Raw genomic sequence first — 18,499 nt, forward strand, 5'->3', positions numbered from 1 at the left:
TGGAACCGCATCTGACAGTTTGCGTTGCGACAGAAACTTGCGTTCCTTCAAACAGTTTCCGCGCACGAACTAGCGAATAGGACCTAACCCTGACCTAGGGCGTCCGGCCCGCAATATTCGCGCAGGCGGTAGCGCTCCATTGCCGATGCTCCTTTTCTCCACAGCGCGACAATAGCTTGTTGCCAGTCCTAGCGTAAGGATTATTGGGACAGTCCAGAACCGCCCATAAAGGTGAGGAAACGCATTAGCCATCAACGCGAACATAGACACGCTGACAAGCGCGCAGGCAGCGTAAGCTGCACCTCCCGGCACGCGATACGTCCGCACAATCGGGAGAAACGTGGCAGCAATCATAACACCAAAACCTATGGCGGCCATGATTCCGCCTTCGGTCGACAACAAAAGATACAGGTTGTGCACGGGCTGCCTGATGGCGCTGGTGACTTGGTATTGATCGGCGCCGACACCGATCCACAATGTCTCCTGCACTCGACCAAGGGCCTCATGCATCAATTCGACGCGATGGTCAAAGGTTCCAGCCTGGCTTAGATCGCCCGTTTCCAAGGCGCCGAGCACGCGTTTTTGAAAGACCGCCGGCAGGTAGTCGCGGCCGGAGTGCACAATCCAAATGGCAAAGGGTGTCAAACAGGCAAGGCCGACCACGACATACTTCCAGCTGCCGCTCAGGACCATGAACCCGAGGAAAGTGAACGCAAAGCCGGCAAGACCGGTATTCGAACCCGTCAGCAAGATGCCATAGGCCATGGTTGCCCCAATGACGATCGCATAGACTTTGCCGACTTTTCCCTTGGAAGCCAGCAACATAAGCATCGGCATCGCAAGCGCGATTACGGCCGCGCATTCGTTCTCCCTTTCGACAAATCCCGTCAAGCGACCATTGCCGCTTACGAAAGCGGTGTTCTTCTGGCCATCGATATGGATCAGGTAAATCCCATGCAAGCACATGAGGAAGATCGACGCTACGTAGACCTTGGCGAAGGTCCACATGGTGCCCAGATCGCGCCCGCAAACAACAAGGGCAACAACCAGATAGGCGAACAGATATTGCCCGACGATGACGATGCCCCGTATCGGGGCGGTGGACAGAAGGCTGCTGATCATCAGCCCGGAGCACAGCAACACCAGACCGCAAAGCCACACAGTCGCCGATGCCCGCCCCCACAGCCGTAGCGGCAATCCACCGGTAAGCGCACGCAACCCAAGAGCGGCGCAAAACAACAAGTCGCTCAAGGTGAAATAGAACATGTTCGTGCGCAAGAAATTCACCGCCGAAAGGAAAACGGCACACACGGCACAGGCGAATTCAATCCTTTGCCAAAAGGTGTGTCGGTCGGAGGAGATCGGCTGAACACCGGACGTTCGTGTCATGTGCGTCATTGACGTCGACCACAACCATTGGGAAATGAGTTCGTTATTCTACAGGCCACATATTTGCACACATGCTTGAAATGAATCCGCTAAAATTCCCTTTGACATTGTTCCCAAACTGCTCCCAAGTAAATAGGCGAATGTGAAGCCTAATATCACTTGTTGACCGACCGACGTGGACGCAAATGGCTCCAACGGAGGACTCGGGATAGGCCATCATGCTGTTATATGACCGAGAGTACGAAGCCGATGAGAAGGGTGGGCGCCGATTTGGACCAGTACCGCCGGTCTCGCGCGACACCTCGTCCTATGAACTTGCGGATATCGTCGACTTCTTCCGGCGCCACGCCAAGCTCATCTTGATTACAGCCCTGACGGGCACCCTGCTCGCTACCATTATTACCCTGTCGCTCACCAAGATCTATACGGCCTCCTCGACGCTCGTCTTCGACCGCAACGATATCCGGCCGTACGAAGCCGTCATCGAATTGCAAAAACAGGAACGTGACAAGTCCGCGATGGAGACCGAAATGGATCTCATCAAATCTCGCGAATTCCTCGGCTTTGTGGTTGACGACTTGAATTTGATGGAAGACCCATACTTCAATGCCAGATTGTCAGCAGACACTCAGCAAGACGCATCGTCGTTTTGGGGATGGCGGTGGTCTCCACGCAAAGCGCAGGCAGGACCGCGGCGCGTGACGGCGGGCCAGAATGTTCATCGGCCCACTACCCTCGACCCAGTCAACCGTGATCGGGTCATCACAAAACTCGCCGCTGCCATCTCTGCCGATCGCAAGGGCGAAAGCCTTGCGATGACAATTTACGTTCAGCATCCCTTGGCGCTTTATGCAGCCGAGATCGCCAATGGCGTAGCAGCGGACTACGTGGTTTGGTCAACCCAGATGAAAGAACTTGCAGCGCATGCGACTGTCGATACCCTTCGCACCCAGGCCAAAGATCTAGTGCAGTCGATAGCCAAGAAGGAACGCGAGATCGCCGACTTCACGATGCGCAGCGACCTGACATTCGATCCACGCGACGATGTTCTGCGTGCCCGCACCGAACAGCTCAATCAGCAGTTCATTCTGGCGAGGGTCGACGAAGCCGGCGCATGGGCGAAGTATAATGAGGCCAAGAACATTCTTTCAAAGACCGGCATCGACTCCGCCGGCCGCGTTATGACGTCGGACCTGCTCGGCTCGCTGCGAACCGAACAAGGAAGGCTGGAACGCGGCCGGGCCCAACTTGCCTCGAAATTTGGCAAGAACCACCCCCAGGTAGTCGAGGTCGATGCGGAATTGGCGTCGAATCGCCAAGTGATCGAAGGTGAAATCAATCGCATCCTCCAGGAACTGGAAAACGATGCGAAAGTCGCAACCGTCAGGGTGCAGAAATTCCAGGAGGAAGTCGGTCGGCTGCAAAAACAAATGCAGGACCGAAATCTCGATGAAATTCGCCGTCGTGAATTGGAGCGTGACCTGCTGACCGAGCAGAAGCGCTATGATGCAGTGGTCCTGAGACTCGGCACGCTCGATCCGGAGAAGGATGAGATCAAGGCCACGGCCCGCATTGCGTCGTTCGCCGAAGTTCCGATCGATCCGTCGTTTCCCAAGCCCGGCTTACTCATTCCCATTGGCGGCTTGGCTTCGCTACTGCTGGGCATGGTTGGCGCGATGGCGGTCGAGGCGGCGGACGGACGCGTTCGGACGGCCCGCACGCTCGAAGCGATCGTCAACCAGCCGAACTATCTCTCCATCCCCGATCTAACGGCGACGTTGAAACCGGATCAAACGCTATATCGCTCCATTCTCGCCGACCCACGCTCACCATTCGCACGCTCAATGCGCTCTCTATGTCTCGGCTGGAAGAGCCAGGACGCATCCAAAGTCGTGATGTTCTGCTCTCCTTCAGCCAATGAAGGCAAGACAACTTGTGCCGTGGGCATGGCCACCGTTGCCGCTCTGAACGGTTTGCGTTCCGTTATCCTGGACATGGACCCCGGCCCTACGGGGGCGACCACGATGATCGGAGCGCCGCAAAGGCCATTCAATCTCGATCTTGTGGCCGATGGCGCCACCGATCTGACCTCAATTAGCGCGCAAGCACCTGACTTTCCTTTTGTTCACGTTCTCACCTCGCGTCTGACGCTCCAGGATCAGGAGCGTATTTTTGGAGAACTGCGCAGGCACTTCGATCTTATCATCGTCGATACGCCTGCGGCCGATAATGATGACGACGCGATCTGGCTCGCAAGCCATGTCGATGCGGTGTTTGTGGTTGCCGCTGCGGAGCGGACCTACGAGAAGAACCTCCTTGACCTTGTCGAGCGACTAACGACAAGCCGCGCGAGGATCATCGGGAGCATCCTAAATTTTGCCGGCATCTATCGGCCAAAGCCGATGTGGAAATCGCCGCGTGACTGGCTCCGGAACAGGTTTGACTCATGGAGGAGAACGGATAACTTGGGATTGCAGGTACGGCGCTCCTAACCCGAGTTCGAGCCGTCTACACCGATCGGCGCTTGATATCTTCCATGGGGGCTTTCAACCAGTCGCCCAAGTCGCGGCCAAGCAAACCTGCAAGGCGGTCGGTCTCGTCCTCATAGTAACCGATCATCCGCGAGGTCAATTCCTTGTTGAGCGGTACATACTTGAACTCTGCCGAGATCATTGATCTCAAAAATTCGAAGCCTTTCGTGTCACGCAAGGGCGCAACGATCGGCTTAAGTGGCTTGAGTATCTGCCGTAATCTGGCGTCCACCAGAGGTTTGGTCTTGTCCTTTACCCTCTGAGCGACTGGCTCAAAAGCGGGGTTTCCGTCAAGGCCGAGAAAGTGCCGCAGGTCCTGAACCTGCCCGGCGGCATCCCTCTTGAGGTCTTCGTAAAACAGAACGAGCAGCCTTTCCCGAGGGAAGAACTCGAGAAACCGGCGCAACTGCCGGAAATACAACCCACCCTCGAGGAACCTGCCGCCCGCACCCTGGCGCGGATCGAGATAGCGCTCGATGTCGCCAGTCGCCTCGCCGCGGCGATGGAGCATGCAGTAGTCAGAATAGGCCCGCTCGACGGGATTTCTCAGCTGTGCCACCAGCAAGACGTGCGGCAGACTGTGGTGGATACGCGCCGCGGCGGCAGGGGTATCAAGGTAGGAGTTCGACTTTTCACCGATGATAAGGCCCTCGCTGGCCGGCTTGAAGTTCTCCAGATACCAACGATCTCCGCGATCGTGGTAGCGACTGAAATAATGGATCTCCGGATCCGGCATATGGACACGTGGATCCAATTGCAGCGATTGTTGCAACCAGGTGGTGGCGCTCTTCGTTGCGCCAATGATCAGGAAGTTGATATCGCCCATTTCCATCGTCTGCTCCTCAAGGCCAAACTCAGGGTGCTGTCCTTCTTACTCCAAAGCTCCGGTACTCGCGTCCAACGATGCGCTCATAAAGCAGGCTGATGCCTTTGACATGAGCCTCGGTGCCATATTTCGTCAAAGCGTTTTCACGAGCCGCCGAACTGATGCGGCGATGTTCCCCGGCGTTCATCAGCAGTCTCGCCAGCGGATCGACGAAGGCCTCCGGCTTTTCAGGCTCAACGAGGAAACCAGTCACACCGTCGACGATTGCCTCGATGTTGCCGCCGTGGCGGGTCGCAATCACAGGGGTCGCGAGCAACATGGCTTCAATCAACGTCCGCCCGAATGGTTCGTTGATGGCCGGTACCAGCAATGCGTCGAGCGCACTCATGCAAGGCGCGACCGGCGCGCGAAAGCCCATCGTTTTGATACGCCGCTCGACTCCAAGTTCCAGCGCGCGCGCTCGCATCTCCGGTTCCGGGTTCGGAAGGTCCGGTGATGGGATGCCGAAGACGAGACCAACCAGCGGGAAATCCGGAAAGCGCTGGAGGAAAGCGTGGATGACCTCGACAAACCTGACCGGGCGCTTCCTGTCGATCAAGCCACCCACATAGCCGACGAAGCGGGTTTCCTCGGGCAGCTCGAGTTCCCTGACGAATTCGCGCCTGCAGTCGTCCCGATCGGGCAAAATGGTTGGGTGATCGAAGGGGCTGTGCAGTACGCTCAGCTTATGGGAAACCGGCAGGATCGGCCGCGTCGGCTGCACGTAGCGCGAGACCGTAACAATGTGATTTGCCAATAGAGGCGCCATGACGTTAACGCCGAAGGCACCGGGATCGCCGCGATGATGCCAAAGCAGCCGCGCGCCGGAAAGGCGAGCCGCCAGGCCCCAGGTCGCGTGCATCTGGCCGTCGTTGGTATGTACGATATCAACCTCATGTTCACGAAGGAATGAACTGAGCAGCGCAGTGGTTCGTGCATATCCAAAACCGCGCGAGAGCTTGCCGGCCACGCCATATGAATGGCGAGGCGACATCACCGCAACTTCGGGCGACTTGACGAAAGGCACTCCACGTTCTGCGAGATAGGCTTCAAGTGCCTTTCCGGGCTGATGCAGAATGACAAGTGGTTTATATTTCGATTGATCGAGCGCACAGATCAAACCAACGGCGGAGATGTGGCTGCCGCCGACTTCATCTCCCACAAATGGATAGGCCACTACGAGACGGTCAACGTCGCTCAGGATATTCTTCTCCCCGGATCGCCTCTCCCTGGGAGCCACGGTCCTTTCTGCGGTTGAGCTAATCTAACGCGGCTTCTTCCGATGATCCATTACAATCCGACTGCCGGCTGTCGATCGCTCGCCGCCGCAGTAAAGACCATCGTCAGCCGTCCAGCCTTCATGTGCAGACCCACCCCTGAGGGCTGGAAATTGGTAGGTTGAGGCAGCGACGGCGGCTTGTTTTGCGTTTTCAAGCAATCCCCGCCAGTTGGGCCGCAACCTTCGGCAAGTATCCTGACGAAATCGTCGCCGTCGGCCACAAAGCGCTCATCGAGCCAGAAAATTTAGAAACCTGGGAACCGATATCAAAAGTATCGCATTGGGTCAGCCCCGTCGCTTCGACCTGATGGGCGGTCTAGTGACAATCAAGCGGCATTGTGAATGCAAGTCCCACAAACGAACGCAGGGTCGTAGACGTTGACACCGTCTCGAATGCCGATTTTTGCTAGCCGAGAACAACGATCCGCCGCAGCTCTTCAATTCGGGCATCGATATCACCCAGTTTCGGATGTGCCGCGCCAACGACCGTGCATCCCGCTCGCATCGGAAATTTCCCCCGATATATCCAACGACATATACTCCGCCAACGGGGAACGAGTTACAGTCTTTTGTTGAATGGCTGGCGGATAATCCGATGGGTGATTTGCTGTGCGATGACTGTCCTGCGTACGGCGGTATTGCCAAGTCGGAATGATTGGGCTGGAGTTGACCATGTTAGGTTGCAGCGTCATCGAAATCATGCCATCGAACGGGCGGGTCCCTGCGGAATTGATCGAAGCAGGCTATCGGTCAAGCCAGTATGGTCTCGTCGTATTTATCCTGAACAACGTGACCTACCAGGCTGTTAATTTGGTTCTCGATCCGGTCGTCAGGACAATGCCCCTGTCAATCCCAGGCGTGCTTTACGTAAAAATTGGCGACGAGCAACGAGTGCGCGAAGCGGTAACTTCCGCTTCGATCGTATATTTCGCGAGCAATTCTCTTTACAACTTCGCTGCAAATTATGGCGCAGCGCCCAAGCTGGTCCATTTAGATTTGCCCCCGCAGTCGAATGACACAGACGAGTTATCAGCTATTCGAGAACATATTCCCCCACCACAAACCGTCGATTGGCACCACCACAGCTTTCATCATATTTCCGCGGCATAACTCAGACTTCAATTCTGCTGTGAAGAAGACAATTGTCAGTTGCTGCGAATCCCAAATGAGCAAGAAGGCGACGCTGGCGAAAATGGGCCTACCAGCCCCTTGAAAAAGTCGGTCGTTGGCACGGGCAAGGCTGTGCAATTGATCATTCGGTTTAAGTTCATTTTTTAGTATGTTATGCTGACGTAATTAAGCGTTTCAGGCTGGAATGCAGCAAATCCAGTGTCTGAGAGGAAACAACGGCCGGTCTCGTATAGAGCAGATAGCAATCAATAGCTTAATTCTGAGCGCCGTTTACGAGCGAGGGTAAGGCGGCCCTAGCTCGGTCATCGCTGGAGACGGGCCATGCGTATGAATGCCTGGCGGAACTTCATACTTAGGGGCAACATTGCCTCGCCTCTTCGACCCCAAGGTTTTAGCAACACCTGCGACGCGGACGCAGCACGCGGTCGAACGACCTGGATCAACACACACCGTGCACGTGCGGATAAGGTCATTGCTATTGGCCGTATCATGTCAGTGATCGCAAGCCTCTCGATAGCCTGGCTCGGAGCGATGCATCAGCCGCGTCCTCCCCAGTTTGTACTTCCATTTCTGTCGGTCTACCTCGCATACGCGATCCTCTGCGCAATCCATGTTTGGCGAAGCAAGATTTCGCGTGTTAGCGGCACCCTGATACGCCATGTGGTGGATGTCGTTACCTTTGTTGTTTTCATGCTACTAACTGGGGGCGCTTCCAGTCCATTCTTCATATTTATGCCCTTCGTTCTCCTGAGTGCAACGCTGCATTGGCGTTGGCGAGGTGCGTTTTGGACCGCACTCGTCTGCATGGCAGTTCCTGTTTGCCTGGTAGCGTTCGGAACCGCTGCTGACGTGACGACGGATGTCTCACACATCCTATTCGTGACTGTCGCCGGCGTCCTACTGGTCTGGCTCGGGGCTCACCAGGAAGTGGTTCGCGCGGAGATGCTGCGCCTGGTGGAGAAAACTCCTGCGACACCCGAAGGGCCTGAGTGGCCCGCTGGTGCCGCTCTTGAATACGCAGCGCACGTGATGCGCTCGCCCCGCGCGTTCCTGATTTGGAGCGACCCGGACGAGCCATGGACCTATGTAGCAGTTCGCGAGAATGGCGCTTGCAGTGTCACGCAATTGCCGCCGGACGCCTATTGGCCATGGGTTGCCGAACCATTGCAGCGCGCCAGCCTTCTAATCGCAGACGCCAGCCATTCTCAAATCCTCATCCACCGGGGTGAGGGATATTTCGACGAATGGGCTGACGCAGTGTCTCCCGTTTCTCATGCTCTCGCTGGCGATTTTTCGATAGCCTCTGCCGTCTCGGCGCCATTTCGAGTAGGTGATCTTGAGGCACGCATCTTTCTCTTGGATCCACCGACACTTTCGCTTGACGACGTGGCCATTGCAGAGGTCATCGCCGACAGGATCAAAGCATTGTTCGAGCAGGCTATCTTGATGCGCAGGCTTAGCGATGCAGCGGCTGTTGAGGAACGTATCAAGATCGGGCGCGATCTTCACGACGGAGTACTTCAAGCTCTGGCCGGAACGGCGTTGCAACTCCAGTCCCTGCGTTCGTTCACTCTCGGGGAGCATCAACAGATCGACGGGCGTGTGACCGCTATCCAAGCCATGCTTGCCGATGAGCAACGCGAACTTCGCGCTTTCATCCGCGCGCTCGAACCAGGCCAAGGATACCGCAACTTCGCCGAATCCCATTTAGCACTGCAATTCGAGGCATTGGCTCGGCGTTTGCGCAAGCAATGGTCGATTGATATTCGCTTCGCTCTAAGCCCCATAGATCTGCGTCTTCCCGCCACGATGGTCTACGAGCTCATACGCATGGCTTCCGAAGCGACTGCCAATGCGGTGCGTCACGGTGGTGCGCGAACACTTGAAATCAACTTACAGCTGGATGCCGGTGCGATCTTGTTAACGGTCGATGATGATGGATCAGGCTTCGGCTTTGAGCGACGGTTTGATCATGCGGAGCTGAAGAATACCAAGACCGGACCTCGCAGCCTTCGCGAACGCGCCGCAGCGCGTGGTGGAGAGCTTTCGATCGACAGGGTTGCGCAATGGACACGGATCTTGATCAGATTGCCGGTGCACCAATGAGCCTGCGCGTTGTCATTGTCGATGATCACCTGATTGTTCTGGACGGGTTGCGCCGCATGATCGAGACCGCGGAAAATGCTTGGGTGGTCGTCACATGTCGAAGTGCGTTCGACGCAATTGAGGCGATCGATCGGGAACAGATTGATCTCGTCGTCGTTGATTTGCGAATGCCCGGAATGAGCGGACTCGAGTTCATTCATTACATCCGCACCCGTTGGCCAGATCTGCCAATTGTCGTCCTTACCGCGGATATCAGCGACGAAGAACTTGCCATAGCAATGCAATATCGCGTGAATGGAATTGTACTGAAGGAACAGGCACCGACCATATTCCTCAACTGCCTGCGGACCGTTGCCACCGGCGGTACATATTTTATGGACAGAAACATGGCCTGTGCGCTGGACCGGCTGCGCGAACGTGAATCCAAATACAACGTCCTGCTGCAGGCGTTGACACCGCGTGAAGTTGAGGTTTCGCGCCTTGCCGCCGACGGATTGCGTAGCAGGGCGATAGGGGACGAGCTTGGGATTTCTCCCGGCACAGTCAAGCTTCATCTTCACAGCATCTACGGCAAACTTGGTATTTCAACGCGGGTGGAGCTCGCAAACCTGGCGAAACGGCAATGGATGACGAACGAGACCCGATCTTAGGAAGACGTGAAGCGCGGTTTGCATGAAGCGAGCATTGAAGCGCAAAGGCGAGAAAGCGGAAACGTTGTGATCAAGCGAAACCTTGGCATATTAATCTGCGTGCTCATTGCAGTTTATCTCCTGGTGAGCCCCGCATATGCGCTTCTAAATTTCCGGGATTTTGCCTCGGATGTTCCACTTTTCTTACGCTATGTTGCCATCCCCGGCCTGCTTGGCATCGCCTTCCTGGGAATAGGTTTTTTGGCCAAACCGTCTTTTGCAATGGCTGTTGGCGTTTACGGTCTGAGCGTTCTCATGGCCCTTTTCGCATTTGAGGCGTTTCTCGCCTTCCAATCGATCTCGGTGCGACTGGCTATGCTGGGTCAACTCAACCCTGCTCAGGCTGAAACAGTTGAGCAGGACAAGAACATCGTACGAGGCTTCGCCCTAGGCAGTCTGAACCGTTTTTTGCAAACACAAAAGCTATCGACAGCACTTTTGTCGGGCTTCCCAAATACCAGCGTCGTCCTGTGTACACCTGACAATCAAATCATAAAGTACACTGCGGACCGCTATGGCTTCAACAATCCGGACGATGTTTACGACCTACCAATGGACCTGATGCTTTTGGGTGATTCCTTCGTCGAGGGATTTTGCCTCCCGCCAGGCCAGGATCTTGCGTCGCGTCTAAGGGCCAGCGGTTTTGCAACGGCGGGCGCGGGAATTCGCGGCAACGGCCCTTTGCTTGAGCTCGCGACGCTGGGCCGCTTTGGGCCACTCCTTCGACCACGCCACGTGGCGATGGTTTTCTTCGAGGGCAATGACTGGGAGAATTTCGAGAATGAGCTAGGCAAACCTTGGCTGCGCGATGCGCTTTCGCCAACCGCCCACTTTGGCACACAGTCAACCGCACAGCCGGCATCGCTTCAGGCCAGAGTCATTTTGAACCGGAACAACAGCGAGCCCATCAACTACATTGATATCCTGACAAGAACAGCGATGCTTCGAAACTTCCTGGCTCTGCAGCAAACTTTTACCAGGCTCGGATTGATTTACCCGAAGGCTGCTCGTGAAATGCCGGAATTCAGGGAGACCTTGCACCGAGCTAAAACAATAACCGCCTCATGGGGCGGCAGGTTCACCCTTGTATATGTGCCGCGGGTCGACCGCTTCGTCGGCCCATTTTCTACAGACCGCGTATACGATCAGCTCCGCACAATCGTGACCAATGCCGCGGCGGCCGAAGGAATCGAGGTCATTGATCTTCGCGAGGCGCTAGAGGGCCAACCTGACCCGGCGCGCATGTATGCCCCGGACAGCCATTTCAGCCGCGAGGGGGCAGCCTTTGCCGCTGATGTCATCAGCCGACATTTGGAAACCGTCGATAGGTCGTCCAGGATGGTAACGAATATGAGGTGACTGCGCGCAACTGCGAGAAGCAATGTGGGCGACGTCTATATCCTTTGGCATATTGACCGAGACTTTGCACACCTGTTGAATCCCCGCCAGACGTATGAAACCATAATCGAGCTACGCCGTTACCGTCTTCTGTTCCGTACTTTCTGGGCAAGAAACAGTGAGCGAATCGCACGAGCAATTAATCGAGGATATTCCGGAAGGACCATCGAATCGTAATTTTGGTTACACGGTGGGCGGTATTCTCCTTTGCCTTGTTGTGGTGAGATGGATAATCACCGGAACAATGACACCCGCCATGTTGGGCTTTGCGAGCGTCGGTGGCCTTCTGGTCTTGCTGGCTCTTATTTACCCGGCCTCTCTCACACTTCCCAATGAGATTTGGAGCAAGCTCGGCCTGCTCCTGTTCAAGGTCGTCAATCCCGTCGTGATGCTCATCATTTATGTGACAACGTTCGTGCCAATCGGGTTGCTCCTGAGAATGCGAGGTTACGACCCTCTCGCACTGAAATTTGACCGGGCGGCGGTCACCTATTGGGTCAACCATCCAATAGAAGAGGCGGAGCCGTCCACAATGCGAAATCAGTTCTGACGACGCGGTTTTTTTGCTGTGATCGAACGTCGAAGAAGGACCGAAACATGGAAATGGTACGCGAGCTTTTCCACTATATGAGCGTCCGCAAGAAGTTTTGGCTGCTGCCCGTCTTTATCATGGTCACGGTCTTTGGAGCTCTTTTGGTCCTGACCCAGGGCACCGCGGTTGCTCCCTTTATCTACACTCTGTTCTGACGCGGAGAGGGTGAGTGCGAGTTCTTGGAATCTCCGCCTTCTATCATGACAGTGCGGCGGCCTTAGTCGAGGACGGACGTATCGTCGCTGCAGCGCAGGAAGAGCGCTTCACCCGCAGGAAGCACGATGCGTCCTTTCCAATGAGGGCGGTTGAGTACTGCCTTGCCGAGGCAGGCTGCGGCATGAGCGAAATCGACCACGTGGTCTTTTACGAAAAGCCATTCTTGAAGTTCGAGCGATTGCTTGAAACTTATCTCACAACGATCCCGAGAGGCTTTCTCTCGTTCAAGACTGCGATGCCGATATGGATCAAGGAGAAATTGTTTCAAAAGAAAATACTGCGGCAGAAGCTCGGAAAACTGGCTGGTTCGAAAGAGTGGAGTGGCTCGCTCCTGTTCACCGAGCACCATATGGCGCATGCAGCGAGCTCTTACTTTCCGTCTCCTTTTTCGAGTGCAGCCGTGCTGACCATGGACGGCGTGGGCGAATGGTGCACCACATCAATAGGGCATGGTACCGCTGATCGCCTCGCCATTTTCAAGGAGATACACTTTCCCCATTCTCTGGGCCTACTCTATTCCGCTTTCACCTATTACACGGGATTCAAGGTAAACTCAGGCGAATACAAACTTATGGGCTTGGCGCCTTACGGGCAGCCGCGTTTCGCCCAAACTATTCTAGATCATCTGATCGATTTGAAAGAGGATGGCTCGTTTCGCCTTGATCAACAGTATTTCGACTACTGCACTGGCCTTACAATGACTTCCCCGGCCTTCCATCGTCTCTTTGGAGCCGAACCACGAAAGCCGGAATCCGTCTTAACCCAGCGCGAAATGGACCTAGCAGCATCCGTCCAAGCAGTGACCGAAGAGGTAGTTCTGAGGCTCGCACGCTTTGCGCAGATTGAGACGGGCGAAAGAAACCTGTGCCTTGCCGGTGGTGTCGCGCTGAACTGCGTCGCAAACGGTAAGCTCCTTAAGGCGGGCATATTTGAGAATATCTGGATCCAGCCGGCAGCCGGCGACGCCGGAGGTGCTCTTGGCGCGGCCCTTACTGTTTGGCACGGCTTCCTCGGCAATGGTCGGAAGGTCAATGGTCGCGATAGCATGGAGGGCGCCTATCTTGGCCCCGCCTACGGCCAAAAAGAGATCGAACAGCGCCTTGCAGCCGCCGGAGCCATCTACGGCGTTCTTTCAGACAGCGAGGTTACCGAGAGCACCGTCGATGCTCTTGTTCAGGAGAAGGCTGTGGGATGGATGCAAGGGCGCATGGAATTCGGACCCCGCGCGCTCGGGGCGAGATCCATATTGGGCGACCCGCGGTCGCCTACCATGCAGAGAACGCTAAATCTCAAGGTTAAATATCGCGAGAGCTTTCGCCCCTTCGCGCCCTCTGTCAGGCGCGAGGATGTATCGGACTGGTTCGATATCGATGTTGACAGTCCCTACATGTTGCTCGTTGGCGACGTATTGGAAAGTCGAAGACATCAACCGAACACTGATGAGCAGGAATTATTCGGCATCGACCGCCTGAACGTCTCACGATCGGAGATCCCAGCTGTTACTCACGTCGATTATTCGGCCCGAGTGCAGACGGTGCATAGAGAGACCAATCCCCGTTACTGGGACTTGCTGACTGCCTTTAAGGCGCGCACCGGCTGCCCGGTTCTCGTCAATACGAGCTTCAATGTGCGTGGCGAACCGATCGTCTGTACTCCAGAAGACGCTTTCCACTGCTTCATGGGCACCGAGATAGAACGGCTTGTCATTGGAAACTGTGTCCTTCGAAAGGAAGATCAGCCCGACCGCCTCAAGCAGGACTACAAGGAGCACTTTGAACTAGACTAATACCTTGGTTCACATTGCCGCGCTGAAACAGGCATAGGGCCTTTTGGATGAAAATTGGTGCCCCGCGCTCGTCTCGCTTCTGAGGCAACGGTGGAGAATTGGGAGAGCCTTGATCAAGCTGGCAGTACGCCAAAATTTAAGAACGCCCCGATCATTCCCAGCCGAGCAAAACCGACGGTAGCACTGTGCGATTGTGAGGAAGCATGCGACTTGCGTTAGTTGAAGCAGGCCTGGGCGCCGGAGGAACGGAACGGGTCGTCAGCCTCATCGTGAAAGACCGCCACGCGCGCGGCGATGAAGTGCATGTCTTCGCCTTCAGCTCCGATGAGGATGACATTTACTTTTCCTTGCCAAGCGGCGTGACTGTCCACCGATTGCCGGACGCCCGAGAGGGCCCGTTTTCAAGGAGCTCTATCAAAACCGTCAATCGGATTTTACGCCTTCGTGCAGAACTCCGGAAGCTTCGCCCGGATGTCGTGCTTTCGTTTCTGACGAAGATCAACATTGTCTCCCTGCTTTCCACGCGCGGCCTAGGCATTCCGGTGCTCGTTTCGGAACGCAACAATCCCGGTGCTCAACCCAAGCATTTTCTCTGGAACATGATCGAACCTTTGGTACTGAGCCAAGCTCACCGCTTGATCATGCAAACGGAGGCCATTTCCAAGACCCTGCCCACATCGCTGAGGACAAAGGCGGTCGTCATCGGTAATCCTTGTGACCGAAACCGTATCCGTAAACCTACCCGTAGAGCTTTACGTGTCGTGGCAGTTGGGCGGCTGGTGGATCAGAAGGGCTTTGATACGCTTATTGAAGCCTTTGCCAATGTCTGTGCGGAGGTTCCCGAATGGTGCCTGACGATTTACGGCGAAGGTCCAGACCGGCATCAATTGCAAGAGAGGATCCGGGCTCGGCACATGCAGGACAGAATCTCGCTCGCAGGGGTGACGGCAAAGGCCGGCTCCTGGATTGATGACGCCGCCCTATTCGTTCTCAGTTCGCGTTATGAAGGATTTCCCAACGTTCTGATGGAGGCGATGGCGGCAGGGCTGGCGGTTATTTCCACACGGTGCGACTTTGGTCCGGCGGAGATCATTGAGGACGGGGTGTCAGGTCTTCTTGTTCCCGTCGACGACGTCGACAGTTTAGCGGCAGCATTGAAGCTCTTGATGCTGGACGAAAGCCTGCGCGGAAGCTTTGCGGAAGCCGGCTATCAAACCGTCCTCCGCTTTTCGACCGAAACCATCATGGCAAAATGGGATTCCTGCATCAGGCAGGTGACTGCAGCCAACCGGCGGAGCCCAAAGCGCCCGCTGAGAAGGGGGCGAGATGAACTTCGATCGGGTGAATGACAGCGGAGGAACCGCACCCGCGGACGCAGATTTCGCCGACATACTTATCCATATCGGCTATCACAAGACCGGATCGACCTACCTTCAGGACCATTGCTTCCAGCCCATCAATGGCTACTCCAGCAACATAGGCGGGTCGAGAACGCGCATTGTGAAAGACATCGCGTTCCCCGACAATTTCGTCTTCGACCCCTTTGTGTGCCGAAGCCTTTACTTACCCTATATCGACACCGCGCGCGACAATGGCCTGCGCTTCGTCCTTAGCCACGAACGGCTCTCCGGATATCCGCCAAGCGGCGGTTATGATCGCATGCTCATTGCGGACCGGCTCGTGCGTACGTTCCCCGCGGCAAGAATTCTGATCGTGGTGCGAGAGCAGGTATCGCTGATCAGATCGATATATAGCCAGTACATTACCGACGGCGGGGATCTCTCGCTCCAGCGGTTTCTTGAGACGCCTGAACCACAATTAGGACGCATGCCTGGGTTCCGTCTCGAAGTCTACGAGTTCGACCGACTGATCCGGCACTATCAGGATCTCTTTGGCAGCGTTCTAGTGCTACCTTTCGAGATGATGGTGCGGGACTTGGAAAGCTTCGTGGGGCAAATCAGCCAGTTCATGGAAATGCCGCCTCCCGCCTCGATCGCAAAGGTCGTCACTAACAGCAGGCGTCCAGTCACGATGCAGTTCGTTCAACGCTTTGCAAACCGTCTCATGAGCAACAACGAACTCAGCCGCGGCGGGATAGTTCAAATCCCCCGCTTCGCGCGGCGTTTCGCACGAATGAAGCCGGTCTTCGAACGCCTAACTCCGCAATCATTTGACGAACGGCTAAACAGGAAAATTGACCGCAACATACGCGCATTCGTTGCCGGCCATTATCGTGATAGCAACTGCCGTGTTATGGAGCTAACTGGCTTGGATCTTGGAAAATTCGGTTATGCGGTCTGATCACCGTTTGTAATCCAACATTGAATGCCGTCCCAATCGACGGACAACCTCTGCCCACCTTCTATGAGCATCCTGTTTCTACAACATCGACGGGCTTGTAACATGATAATCCGGGAGTGACAGGGGAGGGATAGTTTCGGAGAGTGTAGGATACTGTGGCGTAGGTTTTTCGTAAGCGGTGTCTGCTTACACCTTGACCGAGCTGCCTATTGCAGTGCCGAGTGATGGAGGACAGGACGGGGATGGCAACCATGCGCCAAGACCAGTCATCATAAGAGGCCCCTTTTGAGACAAGAGTCGATCTGGAAACACGGAGGTTAGCCGTTGCCTTACGTAAAAGTTGAGATCGCAAAAGGGATCGCCAGCGTCGATCAGAAGCGCGCTGTCATCCGAAGGATGACAGAGGTTCTTGTCGAAGAGTTGGGCCGCAATCCCGAATATGTCTTTGTCGTGATCGATGAAATAGATACCGATAATTGGGGCAGGAAAGGCGTCACGCTGACCGACTTGTGGCAACAGGCAAAGACGGACTAGCCCGTTGCCCCTTTGGGCCAACTGCAGGCATTTACGCGGCCGGGTGGCGGCATAACTCCGATTGTTGGGTCAAATTCACGGCGCAGTGCGCACCTATGCGCCAGATCCAGTGTTCATGGAAAAAATCGTGAAACTCTTGCACGCTGCGAAAGCGAGTTCGAGGGTAGGCTGGTGCCCTTCGTTGACTTGAGTTAAAACCACTATCGTTCGCCCAGCCTTCTTGTCCCGGCGAACCGATGTGGAGCCTTAGCAGGAGATTTCACATGACAGACGCAGCGAAGGCGGTTTCGAGTTCGAATTGTTTGTTGTTTCGCCTGTCTTTCTTTCGTTGGGGCAGTGCGGTCGCCGGCGCTTTCCTTGCGCTGACGTCGGCGGCGGGACTGTCCCTGGCACAGGAACAGCCGGCATTCCCGGGCGCTGAGGGCTACGGAAAGATGGCAACGGGAGGAAGGGGCGGGGCGATCATCCCGGTCACCAACCTCAACGACGCTGGCCCCGGTAGCCTGCGCGCCTGCATCGATCTCAGTGGCCCGCGCAATTGCGTGTTCAAGGTCGGCGGAACCATCACGCTGAAAAGTTCATTGGTTGTGCGGGACCAGAACGCCAATCTGTCCATTCTCGGCCAGACGGCACCGGGTGGCGGCATCCTGCTGACTATCGACCAGACAAACAGCGAGGGTCTACACACGCCCTTCGTCGTCAAGGGATCAGTCAACGTCATCATCCGTCATCTGCGGATGCGGCCGCAGTTTTCCAATTCGATACCGAATGTTGATGGCGTGACGATCGAGGACAGTCGGCTGGTTTATGTCGATCACGTGTCGACGTCCTGGGCGACGGATGAGAACTTCAACGCCTATGCCACCACGACGGATCTAACCGTTGCCAATTCCCTGTTTGCCGAAGGCCTGAACAAGCACAGCAAATGCGCGCTTCTCGGCTCGGATCCGCGGGGCCCACAAAACATCAGCTTCTGGAAAAATGCTTGTGTTTCCAACAGGGACAGGAACCCGGACAATAACCACTATGGCGGCTCATGCATCGAGATCGTCAACAATCTCTTCTTTAACGCAGCGTCCGAGTGGGGCGAAATATTCTCGCAATTTCCCGGGGGGACGCCGATCTCCTTTGTCGGTAACTACTTCAAGGCAGGCCCGAGTACCAACGAAGTCACCTATGCGATGAACTGGAACGACACGGCCAGTGTCGACAACCCGAAGCTCTACCAAAGCGGCAATGTTACCTGGAGTTTTGGAAAAAAATCGATCGTCGCGATCGCGCCCGACACGCTCGGCTTCGTCGTCGACAAGCCGCCTTGTCCGTTGGCGATTGCTAATCCCGAGCCGGCCGAGGCGGTCTATGCCTCCGTCACGGCGACCGCGGGCGCCTTCCCGCGTGATGGCGTTGATACACGGGTGATCGCCGAAATCGGGCCCATCGGGCAAAAGGGCGGCGGCAAGATGGTCAGCGTGCCGGGTGCCCTGCCGGAAATCGCCAATGGCGAGCCTTATCTCGATTCCGATGTTGACGGCATGGCCGACGCGATCGAGCCGCAGTTTGGTGCCGCAGCGGTCAGCAATGACCCTTGGGTCGACGGCGACGGTAACGGGTGGTCGAACTTCGACGACTTCATGCAGTGGCTTTCTGAAGAGCGCATCGCCGGACGCTATCCCACAGACTGA

The 18,499-nt window shown here is 55.8% G+C and carries 15 protein-coding genes; 12 read left to right on the forward strand and 3 right to left on the reverse strand.

All coding sequences use genetic code 11. The features are described from left to right. Window positions 1-69: 69 nt before the first annotated feature. Window positions 70-1,398, reverse strand: a complete 1,329-nt coding sequence (locus tag J3R84_RS37535) for an O-antigen ligase family protein (RefSeq protein ID WP_082555560.1) — start codon at window positions 1,396-1,398, stop codon at window positions 70-72. 209 nt (window positions 1,399-1,607) lie between these two features. Between J3R84_RS37535 and J3R84_RS37540 the strand changes: the two genes are divergently transcribed. After that, window positions 1,608-3,881, forward strand: a complete 2,274-nt coding sequence (locus J3R84_RS37540) for a GumC family protein (RefSeq protein WP_057224188.1) — start codon at window positions 1,608-1,610, stop codon at window positions 3,879-3,881. A gap of 16 nt (window positions 3,882-3,897) precedes the next feature. On the opposite strand, the gene J3R84_RS37545 is transcribed toward J3R84_RS37540, so the two are convergent. Beyond that, window positions 3,898-4,752: a sulfotransferase family protein gene (locus J3R84_RS37545; RefSeq protein ID WP_057224190.1), complete on the reverse strand. Its 855-nt coding sequence runs from the start codon at window positions 4,750-4,752 to the stop codon at window positions 3,898-3,900. A gap of 22 nt (window positions 4,753-4,774) precedes the next feature. Then, window positions 4,775-5,755 carry a glycosyltransferase family 4 protein gene (locus J3R84_RS37550; protein WP_203529079.1) on the reverse strand — a complete coding sequence of 327 codons (981 nt, stop codon included), beginning with the start codon at window positions 5,753-5,755 and terminating at the stop codon, window positions 4,775-4,777. A gap of 981 nt (window positions 5,756-6,736) precedes the next feature. Between J3R84_RS37550 and J3R84_RS37555 the strand changes: the two genes are divergently transcribed. From J3R84_RS37555 to J3R84_RS37605, 11 genes are all read left to right on the forward strand, one after another. Beyond that, on the forward strand, window positions 6,737-7,174 hold the full coding sequence (locus tag J3R84_RS37555) for a hypothetical protein (RefSeq protein ID WP_156612952.1): 438 nt from the start codon (window positions 6,737-6,739) through the stop codon (window positions 7,172-7,174). Window positions 7,175-7,516: 342 nt separating this feature from the next. Next, a complete protein-coding gene (locus tag J3R84_RS37560) occupies window positions 7,517-9,301 on the forward strand; it encodes a sensor histidine kinase (RefSeq protein WP_225906448.1) in 1,785 nt (594 codons plus the stop codon). Next, the gene (locus J3R84_RS37565; RefSeq protein ID WP_063991828.1) at window positions 9,262-9,951 is read left to right on the forward strand and encodes a response regulator; all 690 of its coding nucleotides are present in this window, start codon (window positions 9,262-9,264) and stop codon (window positions 9,949-9,951) included. Before J3R84_RS37560 ends, J3R84_RS37565 begins: the two co-directional genes overlap by 40 nt. A gap of 66 nt (window positions 9,952-10,017) precedes the next feature. Then, window positions 10,018-11,349 (forward strand): SGNH/GDSL hydrolase family protein, encoded by a 1,332-nt coding sequence (locus tag J3R84_RS37570; RefSeq protein WP_057224196.1) that lies wholly within the window; start codon window positions 10,018-10,020, stop codon window positions 11,347-11,349. A 157-nt stretch (window positions 11,350-11,506) separates the two neighbouring features. Beyond that, window positions 11,507-11,938 (forward strand): hypothetical protein, encoded by a 432-nt coding sequence (locus J3R84_RS37575; RefSeq protein ID WP_057224198.1) that lies wholly within the window; start codon window positions 11,507-11,509, stop codon window positions 11,936-11,938. Between the two features lie 47 nt (window positions 11,939-11,985). Further along, on the forward strand, window positions 11,986-12,135 hold the full coding sequence (locus J3R84_RS37580; protein WP_156612953.1) for a DUF5989 family protein: 150 nt from the start codon (window positions 11,986-11,988) through the stop codon (window positions 12,133-12,135). A 14-nt stretch (window positions 12,136-12,149) separates the two neighbouring features. Then, window positions 12,150-13,982, forward strand: a complete 1,833-nt coding sequence (locus tag J3R84_RS37585; RefSeq protein ID WP_203529081.1) for a carbamoyltransferase family protein — start codon at window positions 12,150-12,152, stop codon at window positions 13,980-13,982. Between the two features lie 203 nt (window positions 13,983-14,185). Further along, entirely contained in the window at window positions 14,186-15,331 is a 1,146-nt protein-coding gene (locus tag J3R84_RS37590; RefSeq protein WP_203529083.1) for a glycosyltransferase family 4 protein, read from the forward strand. After that, a complete protein-coding gene (locus J3R84_RS37595; RefSeq protein ID WP_057224204.1) occupies window positions 15,309-16,283 on the forward strand; it encodes a sulfotransferase family protein in 975 nt (324 codons plus the stop codon). Before J3R84_RS37590 ends, J3R84_RS37595 begins: the two co-directional genes overlap by 23 nt. Window positions 16,284-16,607: 324 nt before the next feature. Further along, window positions 16,608-16,817: a tautomerase family protein gene (locus tag J3R84_RS37600; protein WP_057207732.1), complete on the forward strand. Its 210-nt coding sequence runs from the start codon at window positions 16,608-16,610 to the stop codon at window positions 16,815-16,817. A gap of 263 nt (window positions 16,818-17,080) precedes the next feature. Beyond that, the gene (locus tag J3R84_RS37605) at window positions 17,081-18,499 is read left to right on the forward strand and encodes a pectate lyase family protein (RefSeq protein WP_203529085.1); all 1,419 of its coding nucleotides are present in this window, start codon (window positions 17,081-17,083) and stop codon (window positions 18,497-18,499) included.

This window comes from Ensifer canadensis (assembly GCF_017488845.2).
Lineage (GTDB): Bacteria > Pseudomonadota > Alphaproteobacteria > Rhizobiales > Rhizobiaceae > Ensifer > Ensifer canadensis.